This is a genomic window from Shewanella sp. LZH-2 (assembly GCF_016859145.1).
Lineage (GTDB): Bacteria > Pseudomonadota > Gammaproteobacteria > Enterobacterales > Shewanellaceae > Shewanella > Shewanella xiamenensis.
This window is the reverse complement of the sequence record NZ_CP069350.1, coordinates 4271901-4291264: the sequence shown is the minus strand read 5'-3', so window position 1 is coordinate 4291264 and position 19364 is coordinate 4271901. Positions and strand designations below refer to the sequence as shown.

13 protein-coding genes are annotated in these 19364 nt (G+C 48.5%); 2 read left to right on the top strand and 11 right to left on the bottom strand.

Translation table 11 applies throughout. The annotated features are described in order from the left end of the window. Nucleotides 1-18: 18 nt before the first annotated feature. The 6 genes from JM642_RS18800 to JM642_RS18775 form a co-directional block, all read right to left on the bottom strand. Nucleotides 19-4557 carry an EAL domain-containing protein gene (locus JM642_RS18800; RefSeq protein ID WP_203432343.1) on the bottom strand — a complete coding sequence of 1513 codons (4539 nt, stop codon included), beginning with the start codon at nucleotides 4555-4557 and terminating at the stop codon, nucleotides 19-21. 326 nt (nucleotides 4558-4883) lie between these two features. Then, nucleotides 4884-6077, bottom strand: a complete 1194-nt coding sequence (gene prpF / locus JM642_RS18795) for a 2-methylaconitate cis-trans isomerase PrpF (protein ID WP_203432342.1) — start codon at nucleotides 6075-6077, stop codon at nucleotides 4884-4886. A gap of 86 nt (nucleotides 6078-6163) precedes the next feature. Then, nucleotides 6164-8767 carry a Fe/S-dependent 2-methylisocitrate dehydratase AcnD gene (gene acnD / locus JM642_RS18790; RefSeq protein WP_203432341.1) on the bottom strand — a complete coding sequence of 868 codons (2604 nt, stop codon included), beginning with the start codon at nucleotides 8765-8767 and terminating at the stop codon, nucleotides 6164-6166. A gap of 80 nt (nucleotides 8768-8847) precedes the next feature. Beyond that, a complete protein-coding gene (prpC, locus tag JM642_RS18785; protein WP_203432340.1) occupies nucleotides 8848-9975 on the bottom strand; it encodes a 2-methylcitrate synthase in 1128 nt (375 codons plus the stop codon). 235 nt (nucleotides 9976-10210) lie between these two features. Then, entirely contained in the window at nucleotides 10211-11089 is an 879-nt protein-coding gene (gene prpB, locus JM642_RS18780) for a methylisocitrate lyase (RefSeq protein ID WP_203432339.1), read from the bottom strand. Nucleotides 11090-11153: 64 nt separating this feature from the next. Continuing rightward, a complete protein-coding gene (locus JM642_RS18775) occupies nucleotides 11154-11942 on the bottom strand; it encodes a GntR family transcriptional regulator (protein WP_037431231.1) in 789 nt (262 codons plus the stop codon). 334 nt (nucleotides 11943-12276) lie between these two features. On the opposite strand from JM642_RS18775, the gene JM642_RS18770 reads away from it, so the two are divergent. Beyond that, entirely contained in the window at nucleotides 12277-12741 is a 465-nt protein-coding gene (locus tag JM642_RS18770; protein WP_203432338.1) for a DUF523 domain-containing protein, read from the top strand. Between the two features lie 68 nt (nucleotides 12742-12809). On the opposite strand, the gene JM642_RS18765 is transcribed toward JM642_RS18770, so the two are convergent. The 3 genes from JM642_RS18765 to JM642_RS18755 all read right to left on the bottom strand — a co-directional run bounded on the left by JM642_RS18765 (nucleotide 12810) and on the right by JM642_RS18755 (nucleotide 16288). Continuing rightward, nucleotides 12810-13751: an acyltransferase gene (locus tag JM642_RS18765; RefSeq protein ID WP_037431237.1), complete on the bottom strand. Its 942-nt coding sequence runs from the start codon at nucleotides 13749-13751 to the stop codon at nucleotides 12810-12812. Nucleotides 13752-13758: 7 nt separating this feature from the next. Continuing rightward, nucleotides 13759-14661, bottom strand: a complete 903-nt coding sequence (locus JM642_RS18760) for an acyltransferase (RefSeq protein ID WP_037413712.1) — start codon at nucleotides 14659-14661, stop codon at nucleotides 13759-13761. A gap of 100 nt (nucleotides 14662-14761) precedes the next feature. Next, the gene (locus JM642_RS18755; RefSeq protein WP_203432337.1) at nucleotides 14762-16288 is read right to left on the bottom strand and encodes a YifB family Mg chelatase-like AAA ATPase; all 1527 of its coding nucleotides are present in this window, start codon (nucleotides 16286-16288) and stop codon (nucleotides 14762-14764) included. A 215-nt stretch (nucleotides 16289-16503) separates the two neighbouring features. Between JM642_RS18755 and JM642_RS18750 the strand changes: the two genes are divergently transcribed. Then, nucleotides 16504-17619 carry a DUF1963 domain-containing protein gene (locus JM642_RS18750; RefSeq protein ID WP_203432336.1) on the top strand — a complete coding sequence of 372 codons (1116 nt, stop codon included), beginning with the start codon at nucleotides 16504-16506 and terminating at the stop codon, nucleotides 17617-17619. Nucleotides 17620-17624: 5 nt separating this feature from the next. Here JM642_RS18750 and JM642_RS18745 read toward each other — a convergent pair whose 3' ends face one another. After that, on the bottom strand, nucleotides 17625-18221 hold the full coding sequence (locus JM642_RS18745) for a response regulator transcription factor (RefSeq protein WP_037413708.1): 597 nt from the start codon (nucleotides 18219-18221) through the stop codon (nucleotides 17625-17627). Then, a complete protein-coding gene (locus JM642_RS18740; protein WP_203432335.1) occupies nucleotides 18221-19300 on the bottom strand; it encodes a sensor histidine kinase in 1080 nt (359 codons plus the stop codon). The genes JM642_RS18745 and JM642_RS18740 overlap by 1 nt, the downstream gene beginning before the upstream one ends. Nucleotides 19301-19364 lie beyond the last annotated feature (64 nt).

The window sequence follows — 19364 nt, the reverse complement described above, 5'->3', positions numbered from 1 at the left end:
AGGCTCCATGATGGAGCCTTATTCTTTTTCGTCTTGCCGCTTTTGTATCTGTTGTATTAAAAGTGTTTGGCAATCTTTGGCGCTCAGCGGTTTACTCAGCAGAAAGCCTTGGACTTGATCACAGCCTTGCAGCGCCAAGAAGTTAAGTTGTTCTTGAGTTTCAACCCCTTCTGCCACCACATTCAACTCTAGGCTGTGGGCGAGAGCAATAATCGCGCTGGTAATGGCCGCATCATCGGGGTCGTTGGTTATGTCGCGCACAAACTCGCGGTCAATTTTTAAGGTATCAATAGGGAAACGTTTGAGGTAACTCAAGCTTGAATAGCCAGTACCGAAATCGTCTACAGCAATGGTTAAGCCTAATGCTTTGAGTTTTGAGAGGATATTAACTGACTCCTGTGGGTTGCCCATGATCATCGATTCAGTTAGCTCCAACTCAAGAGCCTGGGCGGGAAGTCCTGATACCGCAAGGGCTACTTCAATGGTTGAGATAATATCGGCCTTTAACTGTCTAGCAGACAAGTTAACGGCCATGGTGATATCGCTAAAACCTAACTCATTCCATTCGGCCAGTTGTTGGCAAGCGTGGTTAATCACCCAATGGCCTATTTGATTGATCATGCCTGTTTCTTCCGCGAGGGGAATAAACTCGGCGGGAGAAATGGGGCCTAATTCTGAATGCTGCCAGCGCAGTAGTGCTTCAAGCCCTGTCAGAGATCCATTGCGTAGGCAAAACTTAGGTTGATACACCAAGCTTAACTCATTGTGGGCGATTGCTTGTTTTAATCCCGTTTCGAGCAGCATATGGCGAGTCGCCATCTCATTGAGTTTATTGGTGTAAAACTGAAAGTTATTTCGCCCGAGAGCCTTAGCATGGTACATGGCGGTATCGGCAAATTTAATTAACGAATCCACATCTACAGCATCATTAGGATAGAGACTGATACCTATCGAAGTGGAGATCGTGAGGGATTTGTCCTCTAATAAGAAGGGCGCTTGAAAGGCTTTGAGCACTTTTTCCGAAATTAACGTCGCCGCTTTAGTTTTCGCCACACCTTCTAGAATAATAGTAAATTCATCACCACCTAAGCGGGCTACGGTATCTCCTTCGCGGACGGCATTTTGCAGCCTATGGGCCACTGCTTTGAGTAATAGATCGCCAATGTGGTGCCCCATCGAGTCATTGATATGCTTAAAACGGTCGAGGTCTAAAAACAGTAGGGCGACAATATTATTCGATCTATGTGCTTGAGATATCGCGTGATTAAGCCGGTCTTGGAATAAGGTTCGATTAGGCAGCCCTGTGAGCGTGTCAAAGCTTGCGAGGAAACGTAAATCTTCCTCGGCCTTTTTACGTTCGGTAATATCAGTAAATACTGCCACAAAGTGGCTAGTTTCACCTTTTACGTCAATTACTTGATTTATCTCGAGCCACACCAAAATTGCTCTACGGGCCTTATTGCGGATCCAAATTTCTCCCGCCCAATGTTTATGGCGTAGTAGTTGCTGTTCAATGCTATTAAACAGATCCCGTTGTTTTCTACTGTAGGCTAAGTGAATTAAGTATTTATCACTAATCTGCCGCTCTGAATAACCAGTGATATTGCTAAAAGCAGGGTTTACCGAACGGATTCGATAGTCTAATCCTGCCACCACGACGGCTTCATTCATGCTATTTAGCACTTGTGAGGAGAGTACCAGCTCGTTTTCGATCAGCTTGCGCGAGGTAATATCCCGAGTTGTGCCCGTCATACGAATGGGATGGCCCTGCCCATTAGCTTCAACAACTTTACCTCGCTCAAGGATCCAAACCCATTTGTTGGACGAATGCTCAATGCGGTATTCCACTTCAAAGAAGGGAGTGCGTCCTTGTAGGTGTTCGGCTAACTCGTGCCTAAATCTTTCCCTATCTTCAGGATGAGCATTGTCGTGCAGTAGATGGTGACGGTTCCATTGAGGGACAGGTATATCTGTATGCGTCCGGTAAACCTGTTGTTCTTGGATATTCCAGTCCCACATCCCGTCGCCCGAAGCCCAAAGCGCCAGTTTAAGCCGTTCTTCAGATGCACGAATGCTCGTTTCAAACTCTTGTTGTTGGCGACGTTTTTGTTTGCGCCATTTTACTATCCATATCAGTAGAGTCAGTGTCAGTAGAAAATAAAGCGCATAGGCCAATTCGGTGCGATAAAAAGATGCATTGACGGTTAAATCGACCAAAAGCGTATAGTCACCTTGACGATTGTATTCAAGTGAATGGCGCACATGGAGCACGTAGTTGCCTGGATCGATATTAGTGAAGGTGATTTCATTGCCTGTCGGTAAATCGTGCCAATGGTTATCAAATCCTTCGAGGAAATAACTAAAGCGGTTTTTTCCTGTATAGCTAAAATCCAGTGAGGTGATTTCAAAGCTAACTAATTGATCTGCGTAGTTCATTACGATTTTCGGCGGATGACTCAGATCTAAAATCGTCTGTTTTTGGCCGGCAATTTTATATGCTGTGAGTGCTACCTTCGCTTCACCCCTTTTGTCAGGTAGGATTTTAGGGTTAAAGCGATTGATGCCATTAATTCCGCCAAACCAGAGATCACCATCACTGTCTTTAAGCTTTACACCACCGTTAAATTCCAGTGCCTGTAAGCCTTCCTGTTCGTTGAAATTGATAATTTTGTTATTGGTAGGGTTTAATTTTCCAATACCGGCATTGCTACTGAACCAAATATGATGCTCATCGTCCTCCAGCAGAGCGTAAATCGTATCGCTAGGTAGACCTTGTTCACGGGTATAATTACTAAAAATGGGCAATAAGGTTTGATACGATAGCCGACTAATGCCACCGTGGGTCGCAAACCAAACATCACCATTATTTGCGACTAAGATATCCCTAATGCGGTTATTGATAATGCTGTTTTTGTCATGGGGGTCATGGTAAAAAACGTCGCCATGCCCTGTTTGCATATCTAATTTTACTAGTCCATTGAGCGAACCAATCCACAGAATATTATTATTGGCCCTAAGGGTGAGTAACAGGTTTTGTGTAGGATGAAAATTTTCAATGCCTGTTAGCGAAACAGGCGTAAATTCATCATTTACAGTGGATTTCCGATATAGCGCATGGGATGTCGCTACCCAGAGCCTATTTTGATCATCTAACTCTAGACTGCGGATATAGTTCGCTTCTGCTGAGGTGTCTTTGCTATCTGCAACATTGAGTAGGCTAAATTCACCGTTTGGAGCCAGACGCCCTAGTCCATAGTTACTGGCAAACCAGAGGACGCCTTGCTTATCTTGAATAATCGAGCGCAGAGTGAGGTTTAAGTATTGAGTCCCTAACCCTAATGCCTTGGCAAAAAAAGTGCTGTAGTTTTCATATGTTTTACTATTTCGTGCTAACCGCTTAAGGCCCGCGCCTTCTGTTCCTATCCACAGTGCCTGATCTTGGCTGCGGTAAAGGCTACGGACATTATTGCTCTGTTGAGGTAATTCGGTCGTATATTCAAACAGATGCTGAAAATATTGACGGCGAGTGTTGATCTTATTCAATCCAGAATAACTCGCGCCGAGCCATAGATTGCCAAAAGGATCTTCTAGCAGGGATAAGATATTGTTTTCACTGATACTGTTTGTACGTTTGGGATCAAATTTATGATAAGTGGCAACGAATTGATCCGCCTCTCTTTCTAATTGTATTAAACCAGCTTCAGGTCCGACGACCCAGAATTGTCCTTGGGATGTTTGAACAAAATCTTTGATATAGGGAACATTATTTTCTGCTTGCCAGATGATAGTCCCTTGTTGAGTGGTCAGATCATAGTGCCAGAGCTGATTACCAAGCGCTAAGCTAATTGCTCGACTTGAATTGGCTTTAATCTGATAAGCAATCACGTCCTGCGGCACATTCAGCCGCGTAATCGTATTTGCACTTACTGCAAAGGTACCATTATCCCTGGTTCCTGCGAGTAAATAGGTGTTATCAACATTGGCAAGACTGGTGATATAGGGTTCAATGCTGGTTCCTAGTGAAACTTGGCTTAAGCGTTTTGTTCTTGTGGAAAAAGAAAACAAGCCACTTTGAGTGCCAATCCACAGCGTATTGCCGACAATATTGAGTTTAGTGACCCTGGGATCGGTGAGACCCTGTTCTATGCCAATGCGTTCAAAGGTGCCTGTTTTTAAATTGAGCCGATTTATACCTTGGCTAAAAGTACCTATCCAAAGATAACCTTGGGCATCTTGGATAATATCCGAGATATAACTTTCTGAAATGCTTTGAGGATCATTAGGGGAGTGGATAAAAAGATTGAAGTTGTAACCGTTATAGCTATGGAGTCCATCTTGAGTGCCAATCCACAGCATGCCAGCACTGTCCATAAATAGGCTGGTGATTGTGTTTTGGTTTAACCCTTCTTCACTGCGGATATGCTCAAATTTAAGCTGTGTGTTTGCCGCATTAAGCGGTAATGCCAAGCCTGCGGGAAGCACCGCAACAAAACTGAGAATGCAGAGCACGCTAACGATTAGTCTAAGGATTGGTTGACTCAAAGCTACCCCTATCATTCCCTACTTTTTCCCCAATTTTGGGAGGTATTATTCACGTTACTTTAGGAATGTCGCGTTAAGAATGAGACTGACGCGATCTCAGTTTTAAAATTAAGATAATGGTTAATTTATTCACAGATTTATACAGCGTAAGGTGTTTTTATCAATATCAGCTGTGACCAACGCAAGTTTAGCATTTTTTACCGAATGCCAACATATTGCAGCTCGCAGGGAAGATAAATAAAAAAAGACCTTGCCGGAAGGGGGAGAAGCAAGGCCTTTGGTTGAACTCTATTGATAGGGTGATATCAATCAACTTGGAGATGCGAATCAGTTGTTAGGATTTATACGGTGGGCACGCGTACAAAACCCTCCATCAGCACTCGGGCGCTGCGGCTCATAATGGCTTTAGTCACTGTCCATTCGCCATCTTGTTGCATGGCCTGTGCGCCGACGCGAAGGGTGCCTGAAGGATGGCCAAAACGTACCGCTTCCTTCTCACCACCGCCTGCCGCGAGATTGACTAAAGTGCCGGGAATCGCCGCCGCGGTACCAATCGCTACGGCGGCCGTGCCCATCATGGCATGGTGTAGTTTGCCCATAGATAGGGCGCGTACCAGAAGATCGATCTCCTCCGCTGCAACTGCTTTGCCGCTGGATGACACATAGTTTTTGGGCTTAGCAACAAAGGCCACCTTAGGGGTATGTTGGCGTGATGCGGCCTCATCAATATGTGTGATAAGTCCCATACGTACGGCGCCATAAGCACGGATGGTCTCAAACTTGGCAAGAGCGGCATTATCGCTGTTGATATCGTCTTGCAGTTCAGTGCCCGTGTAACCCAGATCCTCAGCATTGATAAAGATGGTTGGGATACCCGCGTTAATCATGGTGGCATTAAAGCTGCCAATCCCGGGTACTTCGAGTACATCCACTAAATTACCCGTTGGGAACATGCTGCCACCATCGCCATCTTCGTCAGCGGCGGGGTTCATAAATTCGATCTGCACTTCGGCGGCGGGGAAGGTCACGCCATCGAGCTCAAAATCGCCAGTCTCTTGCACCATGCCATCGGTAATCGGCACATGGGCAATAATGGTTTTTGCAATATTGGCCTGCCAAATACGCACGGTGCAGACACCGTTTTGTGGAATGCGATCAGCATCAATCAGCCCATTGCTAATAGCAAATGCGCCGACGGCGGCGGTCAAGTTGCCGCAGTTACCGCTCCAATCCACAAAGGGTTTGTCGATAGACACTTGGCCAAACAGATAGTCAACATCGTGGTCGGCTTGGCTGCTTTTAGACAGAATAACCGTCTTGCTGGTGCTGGAAGTTGCGCCGCCCATACCATCAATCTGTTTACCATAGGGGTCGGGACTGCCAATGACGCGCAGCAGTAGTGCATCACGGTGAGGGCCTGGCACTTGGGCTGCTTCGGGTAAATCTTGCAGACGGAAAAATACCCCTTTGCTAGTGCCACCACGCATATAGGTTGCAGCCACTTTAACCTGGGGCGGGAAAAGTTTATTACTCATGCTATTAACTCCAAGGGGAATAGCGAAAAGGTTCGTGTCGATATAGGCGGCAAGTTTGTCGGCATTGCCGCCTTTTAGCGCGAATCTTACTTCAGATTTGACTCTAAAAAATCCTGCGCAAACCGTTGCAGTACGCCGCCAGCAGAGTAGATAGACACTTCTTCAGCGGTATCTAAACGACAGGTCACAGGCACTTCGACGCGCTCACCGTTTTTACGGGTGATGATAACGGTGAGATCTGCACGTGGCGCGATATCACCAACAACATCAAACACCTCGGTGCCATCGATGCCATAGGTCGCGCGATTCTCGCCCGCTTTGAACTCCAGCGGTAACACGCCCATACCGACTAAGTTTGTGCGGTGAATACGCTCAAAGCCTTCAGCGACAATCGCCTCTACACCCGCTAAGCGCACGCCCTTGGCCGCCCAGTCACGGGATGAACCCTGACCATAGTCGGCACCAGCGATAATAATCAGCGGTTGTTTGCGATCCATATAGGTTTCAATGGCTTCCCACATGCGGGTCACTTGGCCTTCTGGCTCGATACGCGCCAGTGAGCCTTGCTTAACTTTGCCATCGACAATTGCCATCTCGTTTTTGAGTTTAGGGTTGGCGAAGGTCGCGCGCTGGGCGGTTAAATGGTCGCCCCTGTGGGTCGCGTAGGAGTTAAAGTCTTCCTCTGGCAGGCCCATTTTATGTAGGTATTCGCCCGCCGCGCTGTCCATCATAATCGCGTTCGATGGCGATAAATGGTCAGTGGTGATGTTGTCGCCTAATACCGCGAGTGGACGCATGCCCTTGAGGGTGCGCTCGCCCGCTAATGCACCTTCCCAGTAAGGTGGGCGGCGGATATAGGTTGATTGTGGACGCCAGTTGTACAGTGGGCTGACCTTATCGCCATAGTCGACGCTCAGGTCGAACATTGGCTCGTAGACTTTGCGGAACTGCTCTGGCTTCACGCTTGCCGCAATCACTGCATCGATTTCGGTATCCGTTGGCCAAATATCGATTAAGCGCACTGGCTTGCCGTCTTTATCGTGGCCTAACACATCCTTCTCGATATCGAAACGAATGGTACCCGCAATTGCATAGGCCACCACTAACGGTGGCGATGCGAGGAAGGCTTGCTTAGCGTAAGGATGGATACGACCGTCGAAGTTACGGTTACCGGATAATACGGCGGTGGCGTACAGATCGCGGTCGATCACTTCCTGCTGAATCACTGGGTCGAGTGCGCCGCTCATACCGTTACAGGTGGTGCAGGCAAAACCGACAATACCGAAGCCTAATGACTCTAGCTCTGGCAGCAAGTTGGCTTCTTCTAAATAGAGTTGTACCGCCTTAGAGCCGGGGGCGAGTGAGGTTTTCACCCAAGGTTTACGGCTTAAGCCTTTGGCATTGGCGTTACGTGCCAGCAGGCCCGCCGCAATTACGTTGCGTGGGTTACTGGTGTTGGTGCAGCTAGTGATGGCCGCAATAATCACTGCACCATCTGGCATGAGGCCTGGCTCGTTTTCAACCACGCCGCTGATGCCGCGCGCGGCCAACTCTGAAGTCGGAACGCGAGCATGGGGATTCGATGGGCCAGCAATGGTACGCACTACCGATGATAGATCAAAATGCAGGGTGCGTGGGTACTCGGCCTGCTTGAGATCATCGCTCCACAAACCTGTGGTCTTGGCATAGGTTTCAACCAGCTTCACTTGCTCGTCGCTACGACCCGTCAGGGTTAAGTAGTCCAGCGTCTGTTGGTCGATATAGAACATGGCGGCGGTTGCGCCAAATTCTGGCGTCATGTTAGAGATAGTCGCGCGATCGCCAAGGGTTAAAGCCTCTGCGCCTTCGCCGAAGAACTCAAGGTAAGAGGAAACCACTTTTTCCTTACGCAGGAATTCGGTCAAGGCTAAAACGATATCGGTAGCGGTGATGCCCGGCTGAGGTTTGCCTGTGAGCTCAACGCCGATAATGTCGGGTAGACGCATGTATGAGGCGCGGCCCAGCATCACGCTTTCGGCCTCAAGTCCACCCACACCGATAGCGATAACGCCCAGCGCATCCACGTGTGGCGTGTGACTGTCGGTGCCCACTAAGGTATCGGGGAATGCCACGCCATCACGGGCATGCACCACGGGTGACATACGCTCCAGGTTGATTTGGTGCATGATGCCGTTACCCTGCGGGATCACATCGATGTTTTTAAAGGCTTTTTGCGTCCAGTTGATAAAGTGAAATCTGTCTTCGTTGCGTCTGTCTTCGATGGCGCGGTTTTTGGCGAAGGCATCTTTATCGAAACCACCGAATTCCACTGCCAGTGAGTGGTCAACAATCAGCTGAGTTGGAACCACAGGGTTAACCTGGGCAGGATCGCCACCCTTAGCAGCAATCGCATCACGCAGACCGGCAAGGTCAACCAACGCGGTTTGGCCCAAAATATCGTGGCACACCACGCGAGCAGGGAACCAAGGGAAATCCAGTTCCTTTTTTGATTCAATAATTTGTTTTAGCGAGTCGGTAAGCGCCTGCGGCTCGCAGCGACGCACTAAGTTTTCCGCTAACACGCGCGAGGTGTAAGGCAATTTCGCATAGGCGCCGGGGGCAATGGCTTCAATGGCTTCGCGGGTATCGAAATAGTCGAGTGCTGTGCCGGGTAAAGGCTTGCGATATTGGGTGTTCATAACAGTGCTCATAACATCATCCATTTCGGAAAATGAAGTCGGCGCGAGACGCACCTTGAGTGAAGTCTCGCGCTAAGTGTGGTCAGTTTTGCTTAACGGTTGGCAATGGGTACCACTTTGCGTGGTGATACACCCACATAGTCGGCACTTGGACGAATAATGCGGTTGTTTGAACGCTGCTCCATCACGTGCGCTGTCCAACCCGTTACCCGTGAACAAACGAAGATTGGGGTAAATAGCTTGGTTGGAATGCCCATGAAGTGGTAAGCACTGGCATGGAAGAAGTCGGCGTTACAGAAGAGTTTTTTCTGTTCCCACATCAGGGCTTCACAGGCGACCGATACGCGGTAGAGGCGATCATCGCCATAATCTGCGGCCAGTTTTTCAGACCATTCTTTGATGATGGCATTACGAGGGTCACTGTCGCGGTAGATGGCGTGACCAAAGCCCATAATCTTTTCTTTGCGCTCGAGTTTACCCATGAGCACATCGCGGGCATCGGCTTCGTCTTTCATATCTTGAATGAGTTCCATCGCCGCTTCGTTGGCGCCGCCATGCAGTGGGCCACGTAGTGAACCGATTGCGCCAGTTACGCAAGAATGCATGTCCGACAGGGTCGATGCACACACACGGGCGGTAAAGGTTGAAGCGTTAAACTCATGCTCTGCATACAGAATTAACGAAACGTCCATTACCTTAGCGTGCAGCGCCGATGGAGCTTTGCCGTGCAGCAGGTGCAGGAAGTGAGCACCGATTTGCTCATCGGTGGTTTCGGTGTCGATGCGTACACCATCGTGGCTAAAGCGATACCAGTAGCAGATAATCGATGGGAAGGCCGCCAGTAAACGGTCAGCAATTTGGCTTTGCTCGCTAAAGTTGTGCTCGGCTTCGAGGTTACCCAACATAGAACAACCGGTACGCATCACATCCATTGGATGGGCGTCGGCAGGAATGCGCTCTAATACTTCTTTTAATGCCTGTGGCAGGCCGCGCATGCCCTTAAGTTTGGTCTTATAGGCCTCGAGTTGTACGGTGGTGGGCAGTTCACCGTAAAGGATCAGGTAGGCGACCTCTTCGAAGGTGGCGTTTTCGGCCAGATCTTTTACATCGTAACCGCGGTAGGTCAGGCCGCTACCCGATACACCTACAGTACTTAGTGCAGTCTCACCCGCGCTCTGGCCACGTAATCCTGCACCACTTAATTTTTTTGCGTCTGACATAATTCTTCCCTTCCGTTAACGCTATGGTTATTGCAGACAGGCTCAATATTAGCCGTCTACCTTTTTGGTTAAAGCTGCATAAATGTTGACTAAATACAGAGTTTTAGCCTTATGTAGAGTTGCAGCATGTCGGTGATGCAGGAGCCGTTATTTGAGGTCACGGCTCTCGCATCTGGGTATCAGTAACAACGCGAAGCCTAAGCTTCTACTGACGTCCATGGTCTGTACTTATCTTTTACTTATCTTGGCTAAATAATTGATCTAACTTGTCTTCAAAGGCGTGGTAGCCCAAGTACTTATACAAATCCGTACGGGTCTGCATAGTGTCTAAGACATTGCGTTGATGACCATCATTCATCAGCGCTTGCATCACTTTCAGTGCGGCTTGGTTAGCGGCGCGGAAAGTGCCGAGTGGGTAAAGCACCATGTCGGCGCCCGCTTCGGCAAGTTCTTCTTTGTTGAACAATTGGGTTTGGCCAAATTCGGTCATGTTCGCCAGAATTGGTGCGTTAACTTGGGCCTTGAAGTGACGGTATTGGTCGAGCTCAGTTAAGGCTTCGGCGAAAATCATATCGGCACCCGCGGCGATATAGGCTTTTGCACGTTCGATACCCGCTTCTAAACCTTCAACGGCAACCGCATCGGTGCGCGCCATGATCACAAAGTTAGGATCGGTACGGGCATCGACGGCGGCCTTGATACGGTCAACCATTTCCTCTGTGCTAACGACCGCTTTGTTGGGTCTGTGGCCACAACGCTTTTGCGACACTTGGTCTTCCATGTGCACCGCGGCAACACCTGCTTTTTCAAATTCTTTAATAGTGCGGGCGATGTTGAAAGCGCCGCCCCAACCTGTGTCGATATCAACCAGCAGTGGCAGTTGGGTTGCCGAGGTGATACGGCCGGCATCGATCAGCACGTCGTTCATCGAGGTCATGCCTAAATCCGGTAAACCGTAGGAGGCGTTCGCTACACCCGCGCCCGACAGATACAGGGCTTGGAAACCCGTTTGCTCCGCCATCAGGGCGAAATAGGCATTGGTGGTTCCAACGATTTGTAAGGGTTTTGAGTTAGCAAGAGCTTGGCGAAAACGTAATCCTGCGCTTTGGGTCATGGTCTTGTCCTTATCCAATTAAAAAGTACTGAATGAGCAGTATTCGATGCTTATGGGCTGCGACTTAGCTGATATTGGCTAAGGTTTCTTTCGCGGCGGCGTTAGCTTGCAATTCAATCAAGCGTAATTCGGTATTTTTACGGCCTTGCTCAATATGGCGACGCATCAACAGGCTAGCGAGTTCTCCATCACGCTGGGCGATGGCTTCGACTATGCGTCTGTGTTCGGCAATGGCTTTTACTGGGCGGTTCTTATTGGTGCACTGATAGCGATACATCCGCAGCAGATGATAAAGCCCGCCAATTAAGGTTTCTTGCAGATGTTTATTACCGCTGGCTTGGATGATTTGATAGTGGAAGTCGACATCGCCTTCCTCTTGAAAATAGGTATCGCCATTGGCCAGCGCGGTTTCTTGCACCGCGAGTAAGTCTTGCAGTTTCGCAAGTTGTTCTGGGGTAATACGGCTGGCGGCAAGTTCGCAGGCCATGCCTTCGAGCACGCTACGTAATTGATATAAATCGTTTAACTCGCTCACTGTGAGTTGAGCGACACGGGCACCCACATGGGGCGCGCGGACAACGAGACGTTGTCTTTCTAAGGTTTGCAGCGCTTCACGGGTCGGGCCGCGGCTGATGCCGTATTTTTCGGCGAGGGCTTGCTCGTTGATCTTACTGCCGGCAGGCAGTTCGCCCTTGATGATGCTGGTTTGTATTTGCACCAAAATTTGATCGGCTAAGGTGGTCGACGATTTTTCGCTGGCGAGGGATTTCACCTTATTCGTTGGGCTCGTCGCGGCATGAGTCGCTGAACTTGGGGTGTCATCTGTGGGGAATATGGTCTCTTGCTTCAACATACTGCGCATCACTCGTTGATTGCTGGATTGTCGACAATGGGTAAAAAATAGTCCCGTTAAAGTTTATTGTCAACAATATGTTTACTTAGACGTAAGTCTATATCTTTGTCTTTTAAAGATTTACTTGTTGTATTTGTTGGTAATTTTGTGATTTCGTTGATTTTAGTAATTTTATCTTCTCTATTTTATAATTAATAATTGTCGACAATTTGGCGTTTGGAGTGTGAGCTGATAGTGCGAATACGCATGACTTTTACCCCATTGCGACTTATTGAGTACAATGCTGAGAAGGTATTGGTTGGCACTCATAGGGTTAAGGCATTAGGGGGACAGGATGGAGAAAATCCTCATTAGCAGTTGTTTACTCGGGCAGGCGGTACGTTATGACGGCGGTCATAATCTGCTGCAAGACGAGTGGATGCAGCGATGGCAGCGAGAAGGTCGTATCGTGGCGTTTTGCCCTGAATGCGCGGGCGGATTACCCACACCAAGGCCAGCGGCCGAGCGTATCGGCGATCTAGTGCTAACGGCGCGGGGCGTAGATGTGACATTGGCCTTTCAACTGGGAGCACAAAAGGCGCTTGCTTTGGCTCAGGAGCAAGGCATTAAGATAGCGATTTTAAAGGCGCGTCGTCCTTCCTGTGGTAATCAGCACATTTATGATGGCAGTTTCAGTAAGCATTTAATTGCAGGGCGGGGAATGACGGCCGAACTTCTGCTGGCGGCAGGTATGAGTGTGTTTAATGAAACGGAATTAGCAGAAGCGGCAATGAGGCTGGCACAGCTTGAGGTCGATTAAGCGGGCTAGGTAAGCCTAACCCGCTATCGACTCACTTACGTTAGTGAATCTGTATTCGTTAATCTGTATTAGTGAAGCTGTGTGTGGGTGCTGGTGGCACTATCTGTTAGCTGCTGATGTTGCTGCAAGAGTGCAGCAATTTGATCATCTTTTTCCGCCCAAACTTGGTTTAACCAACGCTGAAACTCGACCCGATATTCCGATTCTGAAAAATAGCGAGTAGCGTCGACCTGCGGTACTGGCAAGGCGCGCACCCGTACAATAATCTTGCGTACTTTGCCGTTCATTACGCCAAATAACACATCGTCTGGCGCATCGGGATACACTACCGTCACATCCAGTAGGTTAGTAAATTGCTCACCCATGGCGGAAAGTGTAAAGGCAATACCACCCGCTTTAGGCCGGAGTAAATGGCGGTAAGGTGAATCTTGGCGCTGACGCTTATCTTCGGTAAAGCGGCTGCCCTCAACGTAGTTGATAATTGATGTGGGCATATTTTTAAACTTTTCACAGGCACGGCGAGTGGTGGCTAAATCTTTACCCTTAAGTTTCGGATTTTTCTTGAGTTTTGCCGGGCTGGTTCTGTCCATAAAAGGCATGTCGAGCGCCCAGCAACCTAGGCCCATAATAGGGACATAGATCAGCTCTTTTTTGAGGAAGAATTTCAACATGGGGATATGGTTACGCAGCAGGTAAGTTTGCGCGGCAATATCAAAGCCACTGAGGTGGTTACTGATTAGCAAGTACCAGCTGTTTTTATTGAGCCCTTCAAGTCCTTCAACATCCCACTCGATTTTGGCAATCAAATACAAAATGCCACCATTGCAGGTTGCCCATGCCCACATAAAACGATTCATCAGTCCGGTCACTGCATTGCGTGCGCCTTGAGCTGGCATCAACATTTTCACTAAACCACCAAGGCAAACCAAGGTTCCCCAAAGGGCGGTGTTAATGATCAGCAGGCTCAGACTGAGAATAAACAGCACTGGGCCGGGGAGAAAATTCAACATAGAGGTTTTACCTTACTTCTTGGTCCGCTTGCCCAGCCAATTGGCTGATCACTTGATCTTTAGCGAGCCAAAGTTCATTCAATTGTTCTTGGAAGCTAATTTTAAACTCGCGATCATTCATATAATCGCCACGCATATCCGGCGAAATATCCTTCACTGTTATGTGTACTTTAACCTTTGGCAGCTTGCCTGTCAGGTAGTCCCAATAGCTTGGAACGCTATCTGGATAGTAAATCGTGACATCGACTAGCTTGTGGATCTGTTCTCCCATGGCGGATAGCGCAAAGGCCATGCCGCCCGCTTTAGGTTTTAACAGATGTTGGAACGGTGAGTTTTGTTTTTTATGTTTGGCCTTGGTAAAGCGTGTTCCTTCGACAAAGTTCATCACACTCACTGGCTTAGTCTTAAACTTTGCGCAGGCTTTACGGGTGATCTCGATATCTTTGCCCTTGAGTTTTGGGTTCTTTTTAAGTTGTGCTGTGCTATAGCGGCGCATAAAAGGAAAATCTAATGCCCACCATGCTAGCCCTAACACGGGCACATAAATCAGTTCTTGTTTCAGGAAGAATTTCAAAAACGGGATTCGGCGATTAAATACGCGCTGCAGGATCAAAATATCGACCCAAGACTGATGATTAGCGATCACCATATACCATTCTTTGGTAGAAAATTGGCTATCGCCCGAGAGCTCAATTTGCACTGGGTGCAGCACACGTTCAATCACCCCATTGACGCTTATCCAAGCGCTGGCGCAAAAGTCGAGAAAATAGCTCGTCGCCGTTCTCAACACAGGCAAAGGAATAAGTTTAATGAAGCTGCCCAGAACAATGGGTACAACCCAAAACAGCGTATTCACGACATAACCTAAGAAAGCTATGCAGCCTTTTAATTGTGAAAACAACGTCCCCATTGGCGCCCCCTGATAAAAATTGGAGGCCTATGTTACTCGGTGTCGGCGTTTGGCTCAATCTTAGGGCGGCTGGTCGGGGCATTTGTTAATATTTCGAGTCTCAATACTGTTGGGATAAACGGGCCAATAATTTATCCATAGCCCTATATCCTAAGGCTTGGGCGAGGTGGCGTCTTTCGGTATTGGGGGCCTGCTCAAGGTCGGCAATGGTGCGGGCAACCCGTTGAATACGATGAAAGCTGCGCACGGATAATCCTAACTTGACGACACTCTGTTCTAAAAAAACTAGGTCAGCCTCATTGATACCACTAAATTGCTTAAGTTGTTTACCTGATAGTTCGCTGTTAAGCACGCCCGCTCTGGCGAGTTGAATATCGCGGGCGCATTTTACTCGTTTGGCTATTTGATGGCTGGTTTCGCCTTGCGTCGACTGTTGCGTTAGGGTGCCTGCGGGGAGTTTGGGGACTTCGATGGTGAGATCAAATCTATCAATAAACGGGCCAGAGAGTCTGGCGAGATAGCGCTGGATTTGATCGGGTGTAGCTCGATTGGGGCCGTCGATATCGCCGCTCGGGCTGGGGTTCATGGCGGCGATCAATTGAAAGCGACTTAAAAAGGTCAGTTTTGCCGCCGCGCGGGAGATCACCACTTCACCTGTTTCCATCGGTTCACGCAAACAGTCGAGCACTTTTCTTGGAAATTCAGCGACTTCATCCAGAAATAATACTCCGCGATGGGCCAATGAAATTTCGCCTGGCTTAGGAATGCTGCCGCCACCGACTAAGGAAATAGAGGAGCAAGTATGGTGCGGCGCACGAAATGGCCGCTTAAGAAAATCCTGAGGTTTGATATTGATGCCCGCTACTGAATGAATTGCAGCGACTTCTAAGGCCTCTTCATAATTGAGTGTCGGTAATAGCGCCATCATGCGACTGGCTAACATAGTTTTGCCAGTACCAGGCGGGCCTAACATCAATAGGTTATGGTTGCCTGCGGCAGCGATTTCAAGTGCTTGTTTAGCTTGGTATTGACCTATCACCTCGCTAAGGCAAGGTGCGGATTCCACTGGCTCATTCGAGATCCATTCGAGCTGCTGCTCCAGCATGGGGAGTGGCGCTTGTCCATGGAGAAAGGCCGCTAAACTTTGCAAATGGGAGCCAAAGTAGACCTTAGGGTAGCCAACTAACTCAGCGTCGTGGCGATTCTCGAGGGGCAGAATTAACTGATTATTATGGCGTTTAGCCGCAATGATCGCAGGCAGCAGTCCTTGGCAGTGGCGGATTTGCCCTGAGAGGGCAAGTTCGCCGACAAATTCAGTATCCTTAAGGCTCGTGGCGGGGATTTGCTCTGACGCGGCTAGAATGCCGATGGCGATAGGCAAATCGTAACGGCCGCCCTGTTTGGGTAAATCTGCGGGGGCGAGATTGACGGTTATCCGGCGCATCGGAAACTCGAATCCCGCATTGATCAGGGCACTGCGCACCCGCTCACGGGCTTCTTTGACTGAGGCTTCTGGCAAACCCACCAGATTAAAGGCGGGTAGGCCATTACTGAGATGGACTTCAACCGTGACTTCTGGAGCTTCAACACCACAACTGGCTCGGGTATGTACACAGGCTATCGCCATAAACAAATCCTTTTGTTGATCTTTTTAGCTGAGTTTGAGTGTAGCAGTAATTCGCCTAAGGGTTTTCAATTCATAGGATCGCTGTCCGACTGCACCGCAAGCTGCTGACTCAGGCTTTAGCGTTAGCGTGATAGCATCGGCAATTTGACCTGCTGATCGATAGCATATATTTGATAGAAATGATAAAAAGCAAACATTGGAGTCGTGAGGTCAATATGGATATGTTATTAGCAGAAAATTCCCCCATTCGTCAGCAGCTGCTAGAGCAAAAGCTGGCGCAGTTTAAAGACCCACATCTTGCCAACGTGCTCTCGGCGTTTATTCGCAGTAGTGTCGATCTCTATCCCAGTGCAAACGAAGACTATAGCCAGTTAGGTAACAGCCGACTGGGTGGATTGCCGGATTTACCTGTAGGCATGGATTATCCGGTGACCTTGGTCGGAAGGGAGGAGATGCTGGATGCTTACGCTGAGGAATTCGACCATACTCGCGAGTATATCGAGGAGCATTATGGGTGGTCGCAAGATTGGGATTGGGACGAGGCGGCGCAGGCCTTCCGTGTGCCGATGCAATTTATCGCACAAATCAATTGTAGCGAACTGAAAGCGTTGCAATCTTATTTGCCTCGAGAGGGGCGATTGTTGTTCTTTTTGGAGCGCTGGCGATTCTCGGAAATGCTTCGCGGCCATGTTTATTATGTCGCTGAAGATCAGCAACTGAACTCTGGGAAAGCGATTGCCGCACTTAAGTTCGACGATGCGGTATGTACAAACTATGAGTATCAGACGGCTTATCAACTTCAGGGGATTGCCAGCCTTAAGATGATTGCCCCTGACATGATTAATAGTGACAACCCGCATTTAGTAAAGTTAGCCAAGGCACGTTTACAAGCGCTACCTGAACCGCAACAAGCCATGGTGCTGGAGGCCATAGAGGTTGTGGATGATGAATTGGTACCAGAGTGGCAAGATCAGCTCAAGGGCTATGAGCTGATACAATTGAATGAGCACGGGCTTATCCCTGGTCAGATTCTCACTCAATCGCAATGGGCTAATACCGACTGGCAGTCATCCAACTTGCAGGCATTGCTCGTCCCCGAGCAGCCGCTGCCGTATTACAATGGTATCGCCAGCATTAATGGCCATGGTGATAGCCGCTATAAAGCCCCCGAACTCCACGCCGCGGCTGAATTAGGCGGCAATGCTGAAGATTATCTGGTGCTGCTTAAAGTCGTCTATAGTGAGCACTCAATGCAGTTGAATTTTATTATCCACCGAGACGATCTCGTATCGGGTAAATTCGAGCGCATTTACTGCATTTATGACAACTAGCTGAGCTATAACCAGCCTTTTTGTTTGGCAATGCGGGCGGCATCGATTCGGTTGCTTGCATTGAGTTTGGCAATGGCTTCGGATAAATAGTTACGTACCGTGCCTTCGGCAATAAACAGCATCTCGGCAATTTCGGCGGTGGATTTGCCTTCGCTGGCAAACCGAAGGGCGCGGCGTTCTTTATCATTGAGGGGGTCGACATCGCCAATTGCCATCATTGCCAGCTCAGGATCGATAACGCGTTTGCCCGCCATCACTTGTTGAATTGAACTGACGAGGGTTTCTGAGGGCGCATCTTTTAGCAAAAATCCACCGACACCCGCTTCAATAGCGCGTTTAATGTAACCCGCGCGGCCAAAAGTTGTGATCACCACCACTTTGGTTTGGCTATGTTGCTCCTTTAGCCAAGCTGCTAGCTCCAAACCTGTTCGTCCCGGCATTTCAATATCCGTCAGTAACAGGTCAAAATGCTGTTGTTTGAGAAGAGTTAACGCTTCGTCGCCATCGCTGGCTTGGGTAATGGTAAAACCGCCAGCAAGGGTTAACAGTGCCGCCAGTGCGCCGCGCACCATGGCTTGATCTTCCGCCAATAGAATCTTCATTAATCTGTTGCTCCCTGCAAAGGTAGACTGACGGTAAAGGCGTATCCCTGCTCAAGATTATAACTGAAATGACCTCCGAGGCTATCGAGACGTTCACGGATACCTGTGAGCCCATTTCCTTCGATAAAAGGTCTTGCTAAGGCATTATCTTTAACCTCGACATTAAGGGTATTTGCCTGCTCACTAAATTGAATGCTGCATTGGCTCGCGTTGCTGTGGCGCAAAATATTATTCACGAGTTCAGTTAAAATCAGCACAAGTTGGCTTTCTGTTCTGGCGGGCAGTTTTGGTAATTCACCAATTAACTCAACGTAGATGCCTTTGTCCCTGAGTGAATGACATAGCTGGGTGATGCAACTTGCTAAGCCTTTGTGTTTATAGTCTGAGACGGTATGCCTTATTTGGCTCAAGCTTTCCCGCGCAATTTGTCCTAGCTCTTGTAGTTGAGTCGTTGCAAGTTGATATTCTTGTTTCGCCAGTAGTTTTTCGGCCAATTCAGCCTTTAGCGCAATCGATGACAAACTGTGCCCCATAATATCGTGCAAGTCTCTGGCGATACGCTCCCGTTCAACCATAGTGGCTAAGGTGCTGATCTCTTTGGCGCTTTGTCGCTCCTTCAATCTATGCTGGTAACGTCTTCGCTCTGCTTTACCGAGCATACCAACCCCTAATACTAAGGCTGAGCCGTACATTGGAAAATAGTAGCTATTGAATTGACTAACGTAGTTGAGCAAGAACAGTGTAACTAGTATCCCGAGCCAGCATAACAAGCTAACTCTAAAGGAATAAAAGAAACCAATAAAGAAACTGGCAAAGGTAAAGAGTGAGATGGACCCTGGATTAATAGGGGTAATGGCTATAGCAAGTACTAACATGCCGATAATAGGCCGATGGGCGCTGCGGAAATTACTGCGATAGGTCCCAAAATAGCAGTAAATAAAGGGAACCAGCACGGCTAAAATTAAGATAATTTGCCAGCTAGGATAAGGCGTAATAAACAGCGGTATCAGATAAAACGCGAGGTTTATTAAGTACACCCATGCGAGCTTTCGTTCAAGTTGTAGGGGGTTATTTGTCATATCGCTTCGCCTAAGATCCATTTTGCGGCTGCTGAGAGTAGGATTGGCCGTAAACATTAGCCAA

Bases quoted from the DNA above. Each gene is read 5' to 3' on its own strand.
- JM642_RS18770 (WP_203432338.1), top strand. From the start codon at position 12,277: ATGGAGAAAATCCTCATTAGCAGTTGTTTACTCGGGCAGGCGGTACGT.
- JM642_RS18765 (WP_037431237.1), bottom strand. From the start codon at position 13,751: ATGTTGAATTTTCTCCCCGGCCCAGTGCTGTTTATTCTCAGTCTGAGC.
- prpC (WP_203432340.1), bottom strand. From the start codon at position 9,975: ATGTCAGACGCAAAAAAATTAAGTGGTGCAGGATTACGTGGCCAGAGC.
- JM642_RS18745 (WP_037413708.1), bottom strand. From the start codon at position 18,221: ATGAAGATTCTATTGGCGGAAGATCAAGCCATGGTGCGCGGCGCACTG.
- JM642_RS18755 (WP_203432337.1), bottom strand. From the start codon at position 16,288: ATGGCGATAGCCTGTGTACATACCCGAGCCAGTTGTGGTGTTGAAGCT.
- JM642_RS18740 (WP_203432335.1), bottom strand. From the start codon at position 19,300: ATGACAAATAACCCCCTACAACTTGAACGAAAGCTCGCATGGGTGTAC.
- JM642_RS18800 (WP_203432343.1), bottom strand. From the start codon at position 4,557: ATGATAGGGGTAGCTTTGAGTCAACCAATCCTTAGACTAATCGTTAGC.
- JM642_RS18775 (WP_037431231.1), bottom strand. From the start codon at position 11,942: ATGTTGAAGCAAGAGACCATATTCCCCACAGATGACACCCCAAGTTCA.
- prpF (WP_203432342.1), bottom strand. From the start codon at position 6,077: ATGAGTAATAAACTTTTCCCGCCCCAGGTTAAAGTGGCTGCAACCTAT.
- JM642_RS18750 (WP_203432336.1), top strand. From the start codon at position 16,504: ATGGATATGTTATTAGCAGAAAATTCCCCCATTCGTCAGCAGCTGCTA.
- prpB (WP_203432339.1), bottom strand. From the start codon at position 11,089: ATGACCCAAAGCGCAGGATTACGTTTTCGCCAAGCTCTTGCTAACTCA.
- acnD (WP_203432341.1), bottom strand. From the start codon at position 8,767: ATGAGCACTGTTATGAACACCCAATATCGCAAGCCTTTACCCGGCACA.
- JM642_RS18760 (WP_037413712.1), bottom strand. From the start codon at position 14,661: ATGGGGACGTTGTTTTCACAATTAAAAGGCTGCATAGCTTTCTTAGGT.